This is a genomic window from Methanofollis fontis (assembly GCF_004297185.1).
Classification (GTDB): Archaea; Halobacteriota; Methanomicrobia; order Methanomicrobiales; family Methanofollaceae; genus Methanofollis; species Methanofollis fontis.
The window spans coordinates 267,727-284,074 of the sequence record NZ_PGCL01000003.1 but is presented as its reverse complement, the minus strand read 5'-3'; the positions used below and the strand labels follow the sequence as shown (position 1 = coordinate 284,074).

17 protein-coding genes are annotated in these 16,348 nt (G+C 59.9%); 12 read left to right on the top strand and 5 right to left on the bottom strand.

Annotated features, from left to right (window positions below; translation table 11 throughout):
• Window positions 1-10 precede the first annotated feature (10 nt).
• The 3 genes from CUJ86_RS08245 to CUJ86_RS08235 are packed head-to-tail and all read left to right on the top strand — an operon-like array spanning window position 11 to window position 2,372.
• Window positions 11-1,138: an ABC transporter ATP-binding protein gene (locus CUJ86_RS08245; RefSeq protein ID WP_130647092.1), complete on the top strand. Its 1,128-nt coding sequence runs from the start codon at window positions 11-13 to the stop codon at window positions 1,136-1,138.
• Window positions 1,138-1,779, top strand: coding sequence for an ABC transporter permease (locus CUJ86_RS08240; RefSeq protein ID WP_207231399.1), 642 nt, complete (start codon window positions 1,138-1,140; stop codon window positions 1,777-1,779). The genes CUJ86_RS08245 and CUJ86_RS08240 overlap by 1 nt, the downstream gene beginning before the upstream one ends.
• The gene (locus CUJ86_RS08235) at window positions 1,773-2,372 is read left to right on the top strand and encodes an ABC transporter permease (RefSeq protein WP_130647091.1); all 600 of its coding nucleotides are present in this window, start codon (window positions 1,773-1,775) and stop codon (window positions 2,370-2,372) included. Before CUJ86_RS08240 ends, CUJ86_RS08235 begins: the two co-directional genes overlap by 7 nt.
• Before the next feature lie 8 nt (window positions 2,373-2,380).
• Here the strand turns inward: CUJ86_RS08235 and CUJ86_RS08230 are convergent, their stop codons facing one another.
• Together CUJ86_RS08230 and CUJ86_RS08225 are read right to left on the bottom strand one after the other, a co-directional pair.
• On the bottom strand, window positions 2,381-2,857 hold the full coding sequence (locus tag CUJ86_RS08230; protein ID WP_130647090.1) for a pyridoxamine 5'-phosphate oxidase family protein: 477 nt from the start codon (window positions 2,855-2,857) through the stop codon (window positions 2,381-2,383).
• A 60-nt stretch (window positions 2,858-2,917) separates the two neighbouring features.
• Window positions 2,918-3,202, bottom strand: a complete 285-nt coding sequence (locus CUJ86_RS08225) for a DUF427 domain-containing protein (protein ID WP_130647089.1) — start codon at window positions 3,200-3,202, stop codon at window positions 2,918-2,920.
• 193 nt (window positions 3,203-3,395) lie between these two features.
• On the opposite strand from CUJ86_RS08225, the gene CUJ86_RS08220 reads away from it, so the two are divergent.
• Window positions 3,396-4,004, top strand: coding sequence for a hypothetical protein (locus CUJ86_RS08220; protein WP_130647088.1), 609 nt, complete (start codon window positions 3,396-3,398; stop codon window positions 4,002-4,004).
• A 120-nt stretch (window positions 4,005-4,124) separates the two neighbouring features.
• Window positions 4,125-5,528 (top strand): WD40 repeat domain-containing protein, encoded by a 1,404-nt coding sequence (locus CUJ86_RS08215; RefSeq protein ID WP_165394839.1) that lies wholly within the window; start codon window positions 4,125-4,127, stop codon window positions 5,526-5,528.
• Here the strand turns inward: CUJ86_RS08215 and CUJ86_RS08210 are convergent.
• Window positions 5,521-6,264: an HhH-GPD family protein gene (locus tag CUJ86_RS08210; protein WP_207231398.1), complete on the bottom strand. Its 744-nt coding sequence runs from the start codon at window positions 6,262-6,264 to the stop codon at window positions 5,521-5,523. The genes CUJ86_RS08215 and CUJ86_RS08210 overlap by 8 nt on opposite strands.
• Before the next feature lie 257 nt (window positions 6,265-6,521).
• Between CUJ86_RS08210 and CUJ86_RS08205 the strand changes: the two genes are divergently transcribed.
• Window positions 6,522-6,977 (top strand): ferritin-like domain-containing protein, encoded by a 456-nt coding sequence (locus CUJ86_RS08205; RefSeq protein WP_130647085.1) that lies wholly within the window; start codon window positions 6,522-6,524, stop codon window positions 6,975-6,977.
• A gap of 212 nt (window positions 6,978-7,189) precedes the next feature.
• Here the strand turns inward: CUJ86_RS08205 and CUJ86_RS08195 are convergent, their stop codons facing one another.
• Complete coding sequence (locus tag CUJ86_RS08195; RefSeq protein WP_165394838.1) at window positions 7,190-8,590, bottom strand: MFS transporter; 1,401 nt, start codon at window positions 8,588-8,590, stop codon at window positions 7,190-7,192.
• 103 nt (window positions 8,591-8,693) lie between these two features.
• Between CUJ86_RS08195 and CUJ86_RS08190 the strand changes: the two genes are divergently transcribed.
• Window positions 8,694-9,158, top strand: coding sequence for a YbhB/YbcL family Raf kinase inhibitor-like protein (locus CUJ86_RS08190; RefSeq protein WP_130647082.1), 465 nt, complete (start codon window positions 8,694-8,696; stop codon window positions 9,156-9,158).
• An 89-nt stretch (window positions 9,159-9,247) separates the two neighbouring features.
• Complete coding sequence (locus tag CUJ86_RS08185; protein ID WP_207231397.1) at window positions 9,248-11,335, top strand: thioredoxin domain-containing protein; 2,088 nt, start codon at window positions 9,248-9,250, stop codon at window positions 11,333-11,335.
• Here CUJ86_RS08185 and CUJ86_RS08180 read toward each other — a convergent pair whose 3' ends face one another.
• A complete protein-coding gene (locus CUJ86_RS08180; RefSeq protein ID WP_235855622.1) occupies window positions 11,336-12,745 on the bottom strand; it encodes an MBL fold metallo-hydrolase in 1,410 nt (469 codons plus the stop codon).
• Window positions 12,746-12,829: 84 nt separating this feature from the next.
• On the opposite strand from CUJ86_RS08180, the gene CUJ86_RS08175 reads away from it, so the two are divergent.
• The 4 genes from CUJ86_RS08175 to CUJ86_RS08160 all read left to right on the top strand — a co-directional run bounded on the left by CUJ86_RS08175 (window position 12,830) and on the right by CUJ86_RS08160 (window position 16,344).
• Window positions 12,830-13,171: a hypothetical protein gene (locus CUJ86_RS08175; RefSeq protein WP_130647081.1), complete on the top strand. Its 342-nt coding sequence runs from the start codon at window positions 12,830-12,832 to the stop codon at window positions 13,169-13,171.
• A 145-nt stretch (window positions 13,172-13,316) separates the two neighbouring features.
• Window positions 13,317-14,462, top strand: coding sequence for an iron ABC transporter substrate-binding protein (locus tag CUJ86_RS08170; RefSeq protein ID WP_130647080.1), 1,146 nt, complete (start codon window positions 13,317-13,319; stop codon window positions 14,460-14,462).
• Between the two features lie 23 nt (window positions 14,463-14,485).
• Window positions 14,486-15,592, top strand: coding sequence for a FecCD family ABC transporter permease (locus CUJ86_RS08165; RefSeq protein WP_130647079.1), 1,107 nt, complete (start codon window positions 14,486-14,488; stop codon window positions 15,590-15,592).
• Window positions 15,589-16,344, top strand: a complete 756-nt coding sequence (locus tag CUJ86_RS08160; protein WP_130647078.1) for an ABC transporter ATP-binding protein — start codon at window positions 15,589-15,591, stop codon at window positions 16,342-16,344. Before CUJ86_RS08165 ends, CUJ86_RS08160 begins: the two co-directional genes overlap by 4 nt.
• Window positions 16,345-16,348: the final 4 nt, after the last annotated feature.

The following is a 16,348-nucleotide window of genomic DNA, read 5'->3' as shown; positions in this document are numbered from 1 at the left end:
TTTCCTGTCCATGAGCGAACAACGCCTATTCGAACGGATCGACCGGATCGCTCTCACCGGGGTCACCAAACGTTACGACGGTCGGGCGGCGGTCGAGGATCTCGACCTCAGTGTCGAAGGGGGCGAACTGCTGATCCTGATCGGCGCCAGCGGATCCGGGAAGACGACGACCCTCCGGATGATCAACCGGTTGATCGAACCGGACAGCGGCGAGATCCGGATCAACAACACCGCCATCGCATCGGTCGATCCGGTTGCACTGCGGCGGAACATCGGGTATGTCATCCAGCAGATCGGGCTCTTTCCCCATATGAGCGTGGGGGAGAATGTGGGTCTGGTGCCGCGGATCGAGGGATGGACGGGCGAACGCATCAGGGAGCGGGTCCAGTACCTGCTGGAACTCGTCGACCTCCCACCCGAGACCTATTATGACCGCTACCCGAGGGAACTCTCCGGCGGGCAGCAGCAACGGGTCGGTCTGGCCCGCGCCCTTGCAATGGACCCGCCGTTGCTGCTGATGGACGAACCCTTCGGCGCCCTGGATCCGATCCTCAGAAAACAGTTGCAGGACGAGTTCTGCCGGATCAAGGAGGAACTGGGCAGGACGATCGTCTTCGTCACCCATGACATCGACGAAGCCTTCAGGCTCGGCGACCGGATCGCCATCATGCATGACGCCCGCCTGGTACAGGTCGGGACACCGGAAGACCTGATCCTGCACCCGGTTTCCGGGATCGTGGCCAATATGGTCGATGCCGACCGAAAATTCCGGCACCTTGAGACATTGAGCGTCCGTGACCTGATGACGCCGGTTCTCAGACGCTACTTTTTTTCCGCCTCTGCCGGCGTGCAGGAGGGGTTGTGCACGATGATGGACGAGGATACGGGGGTGGCGATCGTCAAGGAGGGCGAACAGGTGCTCGGCACCGTCAGGCGTCGCGAGGCGTTTACACGCCGTCATGAAGCCCTGACGATGGGTGATATCGCCGCGCTCCCGCCGGTCTTCGCCCTCGACACTCCCGCCTCGGAGGCGCTTCAGGTCCTGAAGGAGTCAGGAGGTTCCTTTGCACTGGTGATGGACGGAGAAAAACCCGCAGGACTTTTTCTCTGCGATGAGGTCCTGAGAAGGCTGATCTGATGGACCTGATCGCCGAAACGGTCACACTCTGGCAGACCTACCAGATGACCGCCCGGACCGTCGAGCACCTGAGCATGTTCGCCGCCGCCCTGAGCGTCTCTGTCGTCATCGGGATCGGACTCGGCATCCTCCTCTACCGGCGGCAGCGGTATTCGGGGAGCGTGTTCGCACTGCTCAATGTGCTTGAGACCTTCCCCGACCTTGCACTCCTTGCCCTCCTGATCCCGTTTGTCGGCATCGGAGCCATGCCGACCGTCATCGCCTCCATCCTCTACTCGATCCTGCCAATCGCCCGCAATGCCTATACCGGGCTGATCAGTGTCGGCCGGGAGCAGATCGAGGTTGCAACGGCGATCGGACTGACTGAACATGAGGTGCTGACGCAGATCCGTATCCCGCTTGCCCTGCCCCTTGTGGCCGGGGGGATCCGGATCGCCGTGGTGTTCACGATGGGCATCGTCACGCTCGGCGGTCTCATCGGTGCCGGCGGACTGGGTGTGCCGCTCCAGACGGGCATCTTCAACAATATCCCCGAGATCATCCTGCTCGCCGGGGCATGGGTCGGTCTGCTCGCCGTCATCCTGGACGGTGTTGCAGGCCTCATCGAGAAACGCTTCCAGAGGAGGTACGGCGAATGGTAGCTGTCGAGGTGCTGCTCGGCGCCACCGCCCAGCATATCGTGCTTGCCTATGCAGCCCTGGTCATCTCGATTGCGATCGCCGTCCCCCTCGCGGTGCTCTCCCTCTCCTCGCGCCCGGTGGCGTCGGTGGTGATGACCGCCGCAAACCTCGTGCAGGCGATTCCGAGTCTTGCAGTCGTCGCATTCGTCGTCCCCCTCCTCGGGATCGGGTTTTATCCCGCTATCATCGTGCTCGTCTTCAGGGCGTTTCTCCCGATCGTCAAGAACACCTGGATCGGGCTCTCGACCACGGATCCGACCTCGGTAGAGGCGGCCCGGGGCATCGGCCTGACCAACGGACAGATCACCCGGTATATCCGGTTCCCCCACGCCTACCCGGCGATGTTTGCCGGGATCAGGTTTGCCGCCATCCTGACAAACAGCGTGGCCGTACTCACCGCCATCATCGGGAGCGGCGGACTCGGCACCCTGATCTTCGAGGGGATATCAGGGAGCAACATCGCAACGCTGCTCTCCGGTGCGGTGCCGGCGATCCTGATCGCCGTCTGTGTCGACCGGGCCCTTGGAGAGGTCGAGGCCCGGATACAGAAGTAAAAAAAAAGTCAGAGGTTTTTCAGCGCCACGATATCGACGACGCCGGTCAGTTTCCAGATGTTGGAACGCTCTTCAGAGGCGATTGACTCAACGGGGTCCTCAGGCTTATGCCCGAGGGCGGCAAGGATGTTCCTGGAGAGTTTGCGCTCCTTGATCATATTCACAAAACGTTCCCTGATGATCTTCTTCTGGATGGCGTCCTCCTCCTGCTGGAGATATCCCTGCATGGTCACGAAGGTGTAGCAGGAGAGGTCCTGGGTGTACTTCTCCACCTCCACCGAGACATGCGGACTCTGCCTGAAGAGATCGTTCTTTCTGCCGTATTTTGTGGAGAGGAAATACAGGAATTTTCCATCAAATACATACAGAAACGGAGCAATATAGGGATATTTGTCCCCCTGGAACGCAATGCGAGCGATATATCCCTCCGCAATGAGTGAATCGTATTCTTCCTTCTCCATTCTTGGAATCTTTACAATCTCCATGAATTACCTCCCATCTGCCTTTTTCTTATTCTTAATAAAATATTTTGCGATTTGAACCTGTTACTCTTTAAATTTTACCCCTTTCCAGAAGGCGATATAATTGCGAATCTGTTCTGCGGCAGGTTTTGGTTCAGGATAGTACCATGCGGCGTCCCTGTTCTCGTCCCCCTTCACCACAACCGAATAAAAGTGTGCCTCTCCCTTCCACGGGCAGGTGGTGCATGTGGACGACTCCCGCAGGTACTCATGATGGACGGATTCCGGAGGAAAATAGACATTTCCTTCGATCATCCGGACCTCACTGCTTTCTGCGAGAATTGTCCCCTTCCATTCTGCTTTCAGCATCCTCTCCCCGCACGTCCGCTTGACGCACCAAAATATAAGGTTTTCCTCCACACCAGAATGTCCCATTCTGGTGCCGGAGGTGCGATAGCATTATACCTCGATATTGGAAATAACAAATCGATAGATAAATAATTGCGATACTATTTTATAATATAAATCCAAGTGAGGGGTGGTGATGTCAATGGTGAAAAATATGTCTCGTTCATCTGCAGTTCTTGTGACGGGGCTTCTGGTGGTGTTGATCCTCTGCATGTCCATGGTTGCAGGGTGTTCTGACTCTTCAGAATCAGATGCGGTCCCGACCACGACCACCGCCCCGCAGGAGACAGAAAATGGTGGTGATGGGGAGACTGCTCCATCGTCGGTGTCTGCCGTTCACTACACCGAACTGATGGCGTTCCTGCCTTCTGCAACCGCAAACTGGGTGGAAGGAGAGAAGACCGGCATGATGATGGCGTCGGGTGGTCAGCAATGGAGCTGGGCTGAGGCCACCTATACCCAGACCACAAATCCGGATGTCGAGGTGACGGTGATCATCCAGGACACCGCAGGTATGAAGGAGGGCTACTGGGCGATCTGGGACACGGCCACCATGGTCGAAACACCTGAGTTTTCATGGAAGTCAACATCAGTCGAGGGATATCCTGCATGGGAGTTCACCGACAAGATCGATGAAGAATATATTCTGTACGTGGGCATCGATGACCGATTTATCGTTTATATCGATGTCGCAAATGGTAAAAAGGATATTCTGACCGTTTTCAGCAACATGATTGATTACGGTGGTATTGCGGCGCTCTGAAGGTGTCGCTCTCCAGATGTCCTTTTTTTATCCCCATCACAAGCGTTAATGCCCTCGCCCAACAGAGATGATTGCAGATGTTCATCAGGTGCGGTGCACCGGATGTGCGGGGGACGGTACATGAAACAGATACTGATAGTTCTAGCGTTCGCACTCCTGATCACGGTCCCGGCGGCGGCGATTGAAGACAGAAACGGATCTCTGGTGAATGTCGGCCTCGGGGGACGGGTGGTCACAACCTCGTTCAACGATGACGCCACGGTCATTGCTGCCGGTACGCAAGGAAAGGGCGGCGTCTCCATACTCTCGGAGAATGGTTCGCTCCTCTGGGAATATCCCACAGGGTGTCCGGTCTATCAGGTTGCCGTTTCAGGAGACGGGCAGAGCATTGCGGTGGCCTCAGATAAACTCCGTATATTCGGGCGGAACGGCGACCTGCTCCAGCAGTTTGAATCAGATTATTTTGCGTTCAGCACGGCCCTCTCTGCCGATGGCGAGTATATCGCCGGTGGGTATGACGATTCCACGCTCAGTCTCATGACAGCTGGCGGTCAGCGCCGGTGGACCCGGAGTCTTGAAGACGACGCCGTCAGTCTGTCGCTCTCATCAGACGGTTCTCTGCTTGCGGTCGGTTCAAAGGACGAGAAGGTTCACCTCTATAACGGGCAGGGAACCCTTCTCTGGTCGTATGAGACCGGAAACACCGTCTGCAGTGTGTCCATATCGCCAGAAGGAGACTATGTGGCCGCTGGTTCATATGACAAGGTGTTGTATTTCTTCGATCGCAACGGGACCCTTCTCTGGAGGCATGTTGCGGGATCCCGGGTGCTGGGTGTCGATGTCTCCGCTGAAGGCGAATATGTTGCGGCAGCATATGGAAAACAGGTCGTGCTGCTCAACGCCCAGGGCGAGGTGACCGGGGAGTTCCCTGCCTCCGGCATTGCTGAGAGCGTGGCGATCACCCCTGACGGAAGGTATGTTGCCGCCGGCATCGGCGGCGGATCGCCGAGGGTGCTGGTCTTCGAGCATATCGGGGCGCCTGTTGCCGAAGAGTCCGATGATGGGACAGCGGAGAACCCGGCGGTCGCCATGGGGAATGAGGGCAGTTCTGATCTCCTGAAGGCGTTCGTGCTGGAACCGACCGGAGAGGTGCCCGAGATCGCCCATATCTTCAACGGCGTCTCGGTCATCAGTGTGCTGCTGGAAACGCCCGATCCGTCATCTCCGGCCAGCGTGCGGATGAGCGTGGACGGGGCATGGGTCGAGGACCATGGCGGTGCGGATAATGTAACGATCGTTGCGGCCACGCCTGAAGGGGTGCATCAGGTCCCCGCTCATGCGGAGATCGTCGAAACCCGGTTCATCGGCTATGATCCGGAGGGGCGGATGGTGTTTGAAGGCCACCTTCCGTTTGGCCCGACCGCCTATGGGGTGATCGCTGTGCCCGAGTGGTATCGTGCGGAGAACAGTGCCGGTCCTCTTCCGGCCCTTCCCCGTCTCCCGGGACTGGCAGGCGCTACGTGATCCGGTAGTTTCCGCCCTCTTCCCTGACAAAACCCTCTTTTTTCAGTCTTTCGAGAATTTGTTTCCCTTTTTCGGGATCGACGCCGGCGCCGGCATAGAGGGCTCCGGGTTCAGACACCCCCGTTTCAAGGAGGATGCGGAGTATTCTGCCCCGGACCTGCCGGTCCGAACCCTCGAACCGTGACTGTCGGGAGTAGGAGGCGCTCCTTCGGTTCGGGTTCGGGTAGCGTTTCTTCAGCATGGTCCCATAGTCCATGATCCCCCAGTAGAACTCCCGCGGGTGCTTCCGGTCGACGGTCATCTCCACGAGCGGCAGGATTTCGGCATCGCTGATCCCGTCCTCATCCCTGAAAAAAAAGTGGATGAACACCCGCCTGATATTCGTTTCAATGAAGACCGTGGGTCTGTTGAAGGCGAAGGCGGCGATCGACGAGGCGGTGGCATGCCCGATCCCGGGAAGACTCTCGAGGTCCCTGACCTCCCCGGGGAGTTGTCCGGAAAAACGCTCCATCACCTCCTGCGCCGCACCCCGGAGGGCGAGGGCCCTCCGATTGTAGCCCAGGCCCTGCCATTCATCAAGGATATCGGCTGTCTCCGCAGCGGCCAGCGATGCAAAGTCGGGGAAACGGCTGATAAACCCGGGATATTTCGATTTTACCCGTTCCACCTGTGTCTGCTGGAGCATCACTTCCGAGACGAAGATCCGGTAGGGGTCGGTCGTCTCTCTCCATGCCATCTCCCGGCCCTGATGCCGGAAAAAATGGCAGATAACCTCTCGCAGTGCGATGCATGCAGCTGCAGACCGTCCGGAATCCGCAAAAACCTCCTGGAACCTCCGGATCCGGGTGGCATGCTCCTCGTGAAAGGGCTGTTTCTCTGCTTTCACCGTAGATCGGGGGGGCCCTCCTGAGAAATACTTTGAGGTGGTCACACTCGCCGCATATATTTATAGAGGATGATACTATTCCCATTCCCGAACGGGGGGAACAGCAGATGAAGATGGAAGAGTACAGGAAGATAATTGCGCAGGCGATCGACAAGGAGGTCGAGGCCTTTGTCTTTTATCGGTCGGTCTATGAGAAGGTGAAGGACGAGAACCTCAAGAAGATTTTTTCCGAACTCGCGGATGAGGAGAAGGAGCACAGACAGATCCTGGAGGGCTACCTCTCGGGCGGTGCGGAGGCGCTGCGGTTCGATGAGTCACGGGACTACAAGATCTCACAGACCATCGAGCGCCCAAATCCGACGGTGGACATGAAACCCATCGAGGGGATTGAAATGGCCATCAAGCGCGAGGAGGACGCCATGGAGATGTACGAGCAGTTCGCGGATCTCAGCATGGACGCCGACCAGAAAAAAGTGTTCACCGAACTGGCGAATATGGAGCGGGGTCACAAGGCGCGGCTGGAAGATCTCTATACCGGGATGGCGTTTCCCGAGGTCTGGTAACACCCTGCCGGTGTGGTCGGGCAGGGTCCCACCCTTTTTTTACCGGTCCGACTGCGTTCGGGGTCGAATTTTCGTTTCAGGCCTGATGCTGTCATAGGGCAGACCGTACCGGATATGGGGCGCTCCTTCCACGGGCGGTCATGTTTTCCAGAGCACCGGGCGACCCCGGCATATCCGGAGGGGCCGTCTCTATCACTCCACCCAATTGTCAATCAGGTGGGGGCGCCCCTGTCCGACCTCAGGCAGAGGGCGATCAGCAGGGAGAGGAGGGAGAGCAGGAGCACCGCCTGAAAGATCTGGAGAAAGCCTTCGGCCGCGGGGAGCGGGACGTCCCACCCGGGCACCTCCACAGAGTGCATGCCCAGGATCGCACCGGCGATCACCGGTCCGCTCATCCCCCCCATGTTCTGGGCGGTATGATAGACGGCGGTCCAGGTGGCGGTCTCGGCGGCGACCGCCTCCCGAACGATGATGATCGTGTTTCCGGTGAGGGTTGCCGACATTCCGGCATTGAAGAGGATCCCTGCAAGAATAAGGCCGGGGACCGAACGTCCGGCCAGGACATACCCGACCGCGCCTGCGAGCAGGACCGCCGACCCGATTATCATCGTTATCCTGATCCCCTTTCGGGCCGCCAGAATACCCGCGAGCGGACCGGCGATCATGTCGGCGAATGACCCCGGTATCAGGATGAGGCCGACTGCAACACTCGAAAGCCCGAGCCCGGTCGGGCTCTCGATCAGGAAGGGCATGGTCTGGATGACCATGAAGGTGGCCATGACGATGATGATCCCGAGGGCCAGGGCGATGAACACCGACCGCCTCCGCACCATCGAGAGGTTGAGCATGGGCTGCGCCGCCCGTCGTTCGACCTCCCTGAGGACCAGCGCACAGACCGGCACCATGAGGGCGAGCAGGATCACGATTGGGTCGGTCCACCCCATCTGACCGCCGAGGGTGAGCATCAGCACCAGCGCCAACAGGGTTGCGGTGAACGCCGCCATCCCCGGCAGGTCGAGAGACGCCGCTCTGCGCGGTGATGGGACGACGACCAGCGCAATCAGCAGGATCAATACGATAACCGCCGGCATCACGCTCTGGAAGGTCATCCTCCACCCCCAGTGCTCGACGATCCAGGACCCTGCAAATATGCCAAGCAGGGTCCCCGCCCCGAACATGGCGGCGATGGTCCCGATCGAGACGGCGACCCGATCTTCAGGGAACTGTTCCCTGATCAGGGCATATCCGAGCGGGAATATTCCCATGCCAAAGCCCTGCATGGCCCTGAACAGCAGGAGGGCAGGGAGAGACGGGGCCCATCCGCCGCCGACGATGCCGAGGATATAGATGATCATGCAGACCGTCAGCACCCGTTTTTTGCCATAGATATCCCCGCATGTCCCGATGATCGGCGTGATAATGGCACCGACCAGCAGCACCATCGCGAGTATCCAGGCATTCCAGACCGCGGGTGTGGCGAATTCCACCTGGATGAGGGGGAGGGCGGGCGTCAGCATCGCCTCGGTGAACATCACCAGCGCTACGGCAATGCTCAGGATGGCAAGCACACTCCGGCAGTATGCACGCTCCTGGAGGTGAATGAGGGGCTTCACGGCACTTCCTTTCCTTTCCTGATCTATTCTGTCGTGGAGGGGCATCAGCCTTGCTGGAGTGACCCGCAAAACTTTGATAACCTCTCCCTCCGGAGGGGGGCATATGACCTCGAAAATCTCAGTGGAGATCGCCGTCCTGAAACTCCCGTACGACTATACCTGCGACGGAGCGGACCGCTCGCCTGCCATCACCCTCGGCGGGGTCGATCCCGCGGTGACAGAAAGCCTTGCAGTGATCGTCAACGACCCCGACGCCCCTGGCGGCGGAGACTTCACCCACTGGCTGATATGGAACATCGAACCCGTCCGGATCATACCGGAATCGATCCCGAAGGACCCGGAGATCGCCTTTCCCTTCAGCGCACGGCAGGGCACCAATTCCTTCGGGAGAGTCGGCTACAGTGGGCCGTGCCCGCCCCATGGTGAGGAGCACCGTTACGATTTCAGGGTCTATGGGCTGGACACCGCACTCGACCTGCCCGCCGGGTCCTCGAAAAAAGACCTTCTCGATGCGATCCACGGCCACGTGGTCCAGTACGGCGAGACCTATGTGGTCTATGGGCGATAAAGAGATGCCGGTAGTGTAGAAGGAGAGGAAAACAAGGACGAACCGGTTCGGCCCACAGATTGATATGGCGCGGCGGTGCTGATAGCCTGATGACCATGAGCGGTGCAGGATCGAAGGGGGGGACGACAAACCGCCTCATCCATGAAAAAAGCCCGTATCTGCTGCAGCACGCCCACAATCCGGTGGACTGGTATCCCTGGGGCGAAGAGGCGTTCGAGCGGGCGCGACGCGAGAACAAACCGATATTTCTCTCGATTGGCTACTCCACCTGCCACTGGTGTCATGTCATGGCCCGAGAATCGTTCGAAGACCCGGAGGTGGCGGCACTCATCAACCGGACCTTTGTTCCGGTCAAGGTGGACCGGGAGGAGCGGCCTGATATCGATGCCGTCTATATGCGGATCTGCCTGGCCCTCACCGGCAGCGGGGGATGGCCCCTCACGATCATCATGACCCCTGATCACCACCCCTTTTTTGCCGCAACCTATGTTCCGAAAAGGAGCGGGTTCGGAATGAAGGGGCTGCTCCAGGTGATCCCCGAGGTGGGGGACCTCTGGGCGTCGCAGAAGGAAGAATTGACAGCAACCGCCCGTGATATCACCAATCGGCTCCGATCCGTTTCGGCCGGGGGAGGCGCTCCAGCCGACGAAGAGGTGCTGATCCGCCGCACCCTCTCTGAGATGGAACGGCGTTATGATCCCGAATACGGCGGTTTCGACCGTACGCCGAAGTTCCCGTCCCCCCATATGCTACTGTTTCTTCTCAGGTACCACGGGCTGACCGGAGATGCAGGCGCCCTCGAGATGGCCGAACAGACGCTCCGCCGGATCCGCACCGGCGGCATCTTTGACCAGGTCGGCTATGGCGTTCACCGCTATGCAACCGACCGCGAATGGCGCACCCCGCATTTCGAGAAGATGCTCTATGACCAGGCCCTGCTCGCCTGCGCCTATACAGAGGCCCATGCCGCCACCGGCGATCACCTCTACCGCCGCTGTGCTGAAGAGATCATCGAATATGTGCTCAGGGATCTCGCCTCGCCGGACGGTGCCTTTTATACGGCAGAGGATGCGGAGAGCGAGGGTATCGAGGGGCGGTTCTATCTCTGGGATGCCGACGAGGTCAGAACAATCGCCGGAACAGAGGAGGGTGATCTCTATGCGATGGCGTATTCGCTGTCAGGCGGCGGGAGAGACGAACCCCGTGCCGGTGCGAACATTCCCTTCCGCTCCGGCACGACCCCTGAAGGGGGGGACATCGCGGAGCGGCTGGAGGCGACACGACAGAAACTCTTTTCTGTGCGGGAAAACCGGGTGCGCCCGCACCGTGACGAGAAGGTGCTTCTGGACTGGAACGCCCTGATGGTCGTCGCCCTCGCCCGTGCGGCGCGGATCTTTTCGAAAGACGAGTATTCTGAGGCGGCGAACCGGGCGGTCCGATTCATCCTCTCCTCTCTCCGCCACGGCGACGGGCGTCTGCTCCACCGGTATGCGGACGGCGAGGCCGCCATCAACGGCATGCTCGCCGACCATGCCGCCCTTGTCTGGGCGCTCGCCGAACTCTACCAGACCGACTTCAATCCCGACCATCTCCAGAACGCCGTCAGGTATGCCGACGAAATCCTTGAACGGTTCGCCGATCCACAGGGCGGGGGGTTCTATACCGTTGCGGCCGACGGAGAGGAGTTGATCCTCAGGGAAAAAGACCTCTATGACGGGGCGATGCCCTCGGCAAATTCGGTTGCGGTCCACGCCCTGCTGATCCTGGCCAGACTGACCGGGTCGGTGCGCTACCGGCAGGCGGCGCACGAGGCACTCCGTGTGTTTTCCGACGAGGCCGGGGAGCACCCCTCGGCATATGCCTGGTTGATGACCGCCCTGCTGGAGGAGCGCCACCCCACCTGCGACCTGGTCGTGGCCGGACGGTCCGGAGATAGGGTGACAGAAGACCTGATCGCCGCATTCCGGTCGCTCTATCTTCCCGGCGCAACGGTCCTGCTCAAATCCCCGGAGAGCGCCGGACGCCTCGATACGCTCGCACCCCATACGGCGGCAATCGAGGTGCCGGCGAAGGGGGGTTCCGCCTGCCTCTGCCATGGCAGCGCCTGTGAACTGCCGGTGAGCGATCCTGCAGATCTCCTCCGTCTCCTGGGGCAATGCGCCGGGAGAGAGTCCTGATCAGGCGGCACCGTCCTCGACCGGGAGACCCGCCTGTTTCCAGGCGGCCATTCCGCCGAGCAGGTTGGTGACGTCGCTGTAGCCGTGTCTGAGCAGCACCGAGGCGGCAAGACTCCCCTTGAACCCGGCGTCGCAGTAGACCAGGACCGGGCGATCGGCCGGGATCTCGGCGAGGTGCATCTCAATATGGCCCGTATATACATGATGGGAGCCCGGAATGGCGCCCATCGAGCGGCGGTTGTTGATGTCCCTCACGTCCAGAATGAACTGCTCCGGGTCGCCTGGGTCCACGTCCGTGACCGAACAGGTGCCGCACCGCCCGACCGCACCGCCAGCCCGGTACCATGACCCGATCCCGCCGTGCAGGTAACCCGCCACACTGTCGTAACCAAGCCTGAGGGCCTGGACCTCCGCCGACGGCAGATTTTCATTGAAGTCGTCGATGAACAGGATTGGCCGGTCATATGCGGCGAAGTAGCCAAGAAACGCCGACAGCCCATTTTTCCAGATGTTCAGACTCCCGGGAATATGCCCGCCTGCAAATCCTGCCGGCCCCCTGAGATCGATGGCCAGCGCCCCTGCCGATATGACACCATTGACCTGTTCCGGGGAGAGGGCGTCCATGCACCGCCGTTCTGAGAGTGAGGGCGCACCGTTCTGGTTGTAGTGCTCCATCATCCTGAAATAGGGGGGGATATAATGGTGCTCTGCGATTTTCCGCCCGACAAACTCATCCCTTCCGTTCTGGAGCAGAGGGTTTGTCTTTCTCTCGTACCCGACTGTCGTGAACGGATGATCGCTGATATCGCCGCCGCAGACCGAACCGGCGCCGTGTGCGGGATAGACAATCACGCCGTCGCCGAGGGGCAGGATCTTCGTTACAATGGAATCGTAGAGTTTGCCCGCCATCTCTTCGAGCCTGTCCTTGAAAAAGTCGGTCCTCCCGACATCCCCGGCAAACAACGCATCCCCGGTGAAGACACAGAGGGGTTCGGACGAAACGGCCGAATCGATCACCACGAGCGAGATGCTCTCGTCGGTGTGGCCTGGTGTCTCCTTTACCCCTATCCTGAGCGATCCGATGGCGAATTCGTCGCCGTCATAGGCCGGATTGCCATAGGCAAACGGGAGGTGCGCCCCATGAAAGATCCAGGCCCCCGTCCTGCGGGACAGGTCGATCGAACCCACACAGTAGTCCTCATTTCTGTGCGTCTCGAAGATGTGGGTGATGGTCAACCCATTTTTTTCTGCGATCTCACAATAGATCCCGATATCCCGCCGCGGGTCGATCACCGCCGCAGCGCTGCCGTCACCGATCAGGTATGAGTTGTGCGACAGTCCCTCTGATACAATCCTCTCAATCATCATCGGCATCACCGCTCCCGCCATGCGGCAGGCATGTGTCCCCATCTCGGCGGTGCGGCATATAATACTGCGCCGGTACCCCTCCACCCGTTGATATGGACGAAATTTTTAGAACCGATCGCAATCTCTATGGCACAAGCCCCCAATGCCGGAAGCATGCATGGCGTCATGAGGGGTCAATATCCGATCCGATGGATTCTCATTATCATCGGGGCGGTTCTGGCCGTTGGGTGCGTAACAACCGATGAAGGGACGACGATCAGCGGTACCGGCACGGTCCGATATATCGACCTTGAGGGAGGATTTTACGGGATTGTCGGCGACGATGGTGCGGACTACCTGCCCCTGGACCTGGACCCTGCATTCCAGCAGGACGGGCTCCGGGTCAGATATTCCCTTGAAAAGGCAGATGTCGCCACCATCCAGCAATGGGGGACCCCTGTGAGGGTTGTTGCCATCGAGCGGATCTGAACCCCTGTAACACCAATTCTCATTTTGTATTTTTTTCTTCCCACTCGATGGCGACATGGTATTTCATGATCATACGAAATTTCGAATGGGTAATATTAAATGTGGAGAACGCAACAGAATTGACTATAGCCATACGTGATGTCGCATGAACAGGAATTTATATTGCGGGATTATCTGTGCCTGCCTGCTTGCGGGATGTATCCTGATCTCGGGCTGCACCGGAGGTTCGACGACTGTTACCGACGGGGCATCCCCGACCGTCACCATCACCGATGCCATGGGGCGATCGGTGGAGGTGCCGGCAGAGATCGACAGCGTCGTCTGTTCGGGGTCGGGATGTCTGCGCTATCTCACCTATCTCGGGGCTGAGGACCTGATCGTCGGCGTGGACGACATCGAGCATCGCGTTGAACCGATGGACGCACGCCCCTATTTCATGGCCAACCCGCAGTTCAGGGACTATCCCCTCATCGGCGAGTACAGGGGACTGGACGACCCGGAGAAGATCCTCGCCCTCCAGCCCGATGTGATCTTCAAGACCTATCCTGAGATGGGCTATAATCCGGTTGAACTGCAGGAAAAAACCGGCATCCCGGTCGTAACACTCAATTACGGCGATATCGGCCTTCACCGGGACGATTTCTACACCTCGCTCAGGACGATGGGCGCGGTGCTCGGGCGCGATGAACGCGCCGACGAGGTGATCGCGTTCTTCGATGCGGCCATCGCCGACCTCGACAACCGCACATCCGACGCCGCCGACGGCACCACCGCCGTGTATGTGGGCGGCATCGCCTACAAGGGTGCGCACGGCCTTCAGTCCACCGAAGCCGCCTATCCGCCGTTCCTGTTCATCAATACGGAAAACGTCGCATATGACGCATCGAAGGGAGTGGACGGGCAGATCACCGGGGCCACCCCGGTCGCAAAGGAAAAGATCCTGGAATGGGACCCTGACGTGGTCTTCATCGATCTCGCCACCCTGCAGCTCACCGACGGTTCGAACGCCATCGACGAACTCAAAAACGATCCCGCATATGCAGGCCTCTCGGTCAGAGAGAGCGGCGAAGTGTATGGCGTTCTTCCCTACAGCTGGTACAGCCAGAACCAGGGATCCATTCTGGCCGATGCCTATTTCATCGGCAAGACCCTCTACCCGGACCGCTTCTCCGACGTGGACCCGGCAGTGAAGGCGGACGAGATCTACTCGTTCCTGGTCGAAGAACCGGTCTTCTCTGAGATGAACAGCGAATTCGGGGGCATGGCCTTCACCCGCCTCTCCCTCCAGTAAACGAGACTCAGCACGGAGTAACTATGCACCTGGCACACGGTGAAATACCCGAAGAATATCTCCGGTATACCGGACGGAAGGTTGCAGTGATCTGCGGCGGTTTCGTCCTCCTCCTCCTGGTCTTCATCTACTCCATCGCCGTGGGCGCCGTCGGCATCCCGCCCGCCGACGTGGTCTCGGTCCTGGTCTCGGGAATGCTGGAACGTCTGGGTCTTCCCGCCCTCGCTGCCTCCGCTCCCGCCATGTATGACCGGATCATCTGGGAGATCAGGCTGCCGCAGGCGCTTGCCGGTGTGATCGCCGGTCTCGGTCTCGCCGTTGCCGGCGTGGCCATGCAGTCGATCCTGAGAAATCCGCTTGGTTCTCCCTCGACCCTCGGCATTGCCAATGCGGCGGCGTTTGGTGCCGCATTCGCCGTGATGGTCCTGGGCGCCGGGACGATGCAGAGTACCGGGGCGACGGCTGTGACGATATCGAACCCCTATATCACCACGACGGTCGCCTTCGTCTTCTCGATGCTGGCGACCTTTGTCATCCTGGGCATCTCGCGTATCAGGCGCGCCTCGCCCGAGGTGATGGTGCTCGCCGGCGTCGCCCTCAGTTCGCTCTTCACCGCCGGCACGATGTTCCTGCAGTTCTTTGCCGACGACACCCAGCTTGCCGCCATGGTCTTCTGGACCTTCGGCGACCTCGGTCGGGCGAGCTGGAGCGAGATCTGGATCATGGGGGCGGTCGCCCTGCTCGGGGCCGTCTACTTCTATGCCAACAGCTGGAACTACAATGCCATCGATGCGGGCGACGAGACCGCAAAGGGACTGGGCGTGGGGGTTGAACGGCTCCGCCTCGCCGGCATGCTCGTTTCCTCCCTGCTGACGGCGGTGATCGTCGCCTTCCTCGGCGTGATCGGGTTCGTCGGGCTGATCTGCCCGCATATCATGCGGAGGATCGTGGGCGACGATCACCGTTTCCTGATCCCGGCCACCTGCATCGCCGGCGCCGTGCTCCTGATCGCCTCGGATACCGCCGCCCGCCTGATGCTGGCGCCGCATATCCTGCCGGTCTCGATCCTGACGGCCTTCATGGGTGCGCCGGTCTTTCTCTATCTTCTGATCCGGGGGTATACCAGATGATGATACAGGTTTCCGGGGTCGGTTTCGAGTACCGATCGATCCCCATCCTCAGGGATGTGGCGTTTGCCGTCGACCGCGGTCAGGTGGTCTCGATCATGGGGCCGAACGGCGTCGGCAAGACGACGCTGCTGAAGTGCATGAACGCCATCCTCCGGCCGCGTGCCGGAACGGTGATGGTGGGTGAGGAGGACGTGCTCTCCCTCGACCAGATCGAGATCGCAAAACGGATCGGCTATGTGCCGCAGCGGTGCGAGACCGGGCGGCTGACGGCGTTCGATGCCATTCTGCTCGGGCGAAGGCCGTACATCAGGTGGAGGGTGGACGAGAAGGACCTCAGGATCGTGGATGCGGCGATCAAGAAACTCAATCTCGGCGACCTCTCGCTCCGGTTCATCGACGAGATGAGCGGCGGCGAACTCCAGAAGGTGAGCATTGCGCGTGCCCTCGTCCAGGAACCGCAGGTGCTCCTCCTCGACGAACCGACCAGCAGCCTGGACCTGAAAAACCAGATCGAGATCATGTCCACGGTGCGCGAGGCCGTCCATTCCCACAATGTCGCCGCCGTGATCACCATGCACGACCTGAACACCGCTCTGCGCTACTCAGACCGGTTCGTATTCCTCAAGGACCGGACGATCCTGGCCGCCGGGGGCCGGGAGATCGTGACGCCCGATGTGATCTCCGAGGTCTATGGCGTGCCGGTCGATGTCGAGACCCACCGGGGCTATCCCCTGGTCATCCCGGCGATCTGATCGC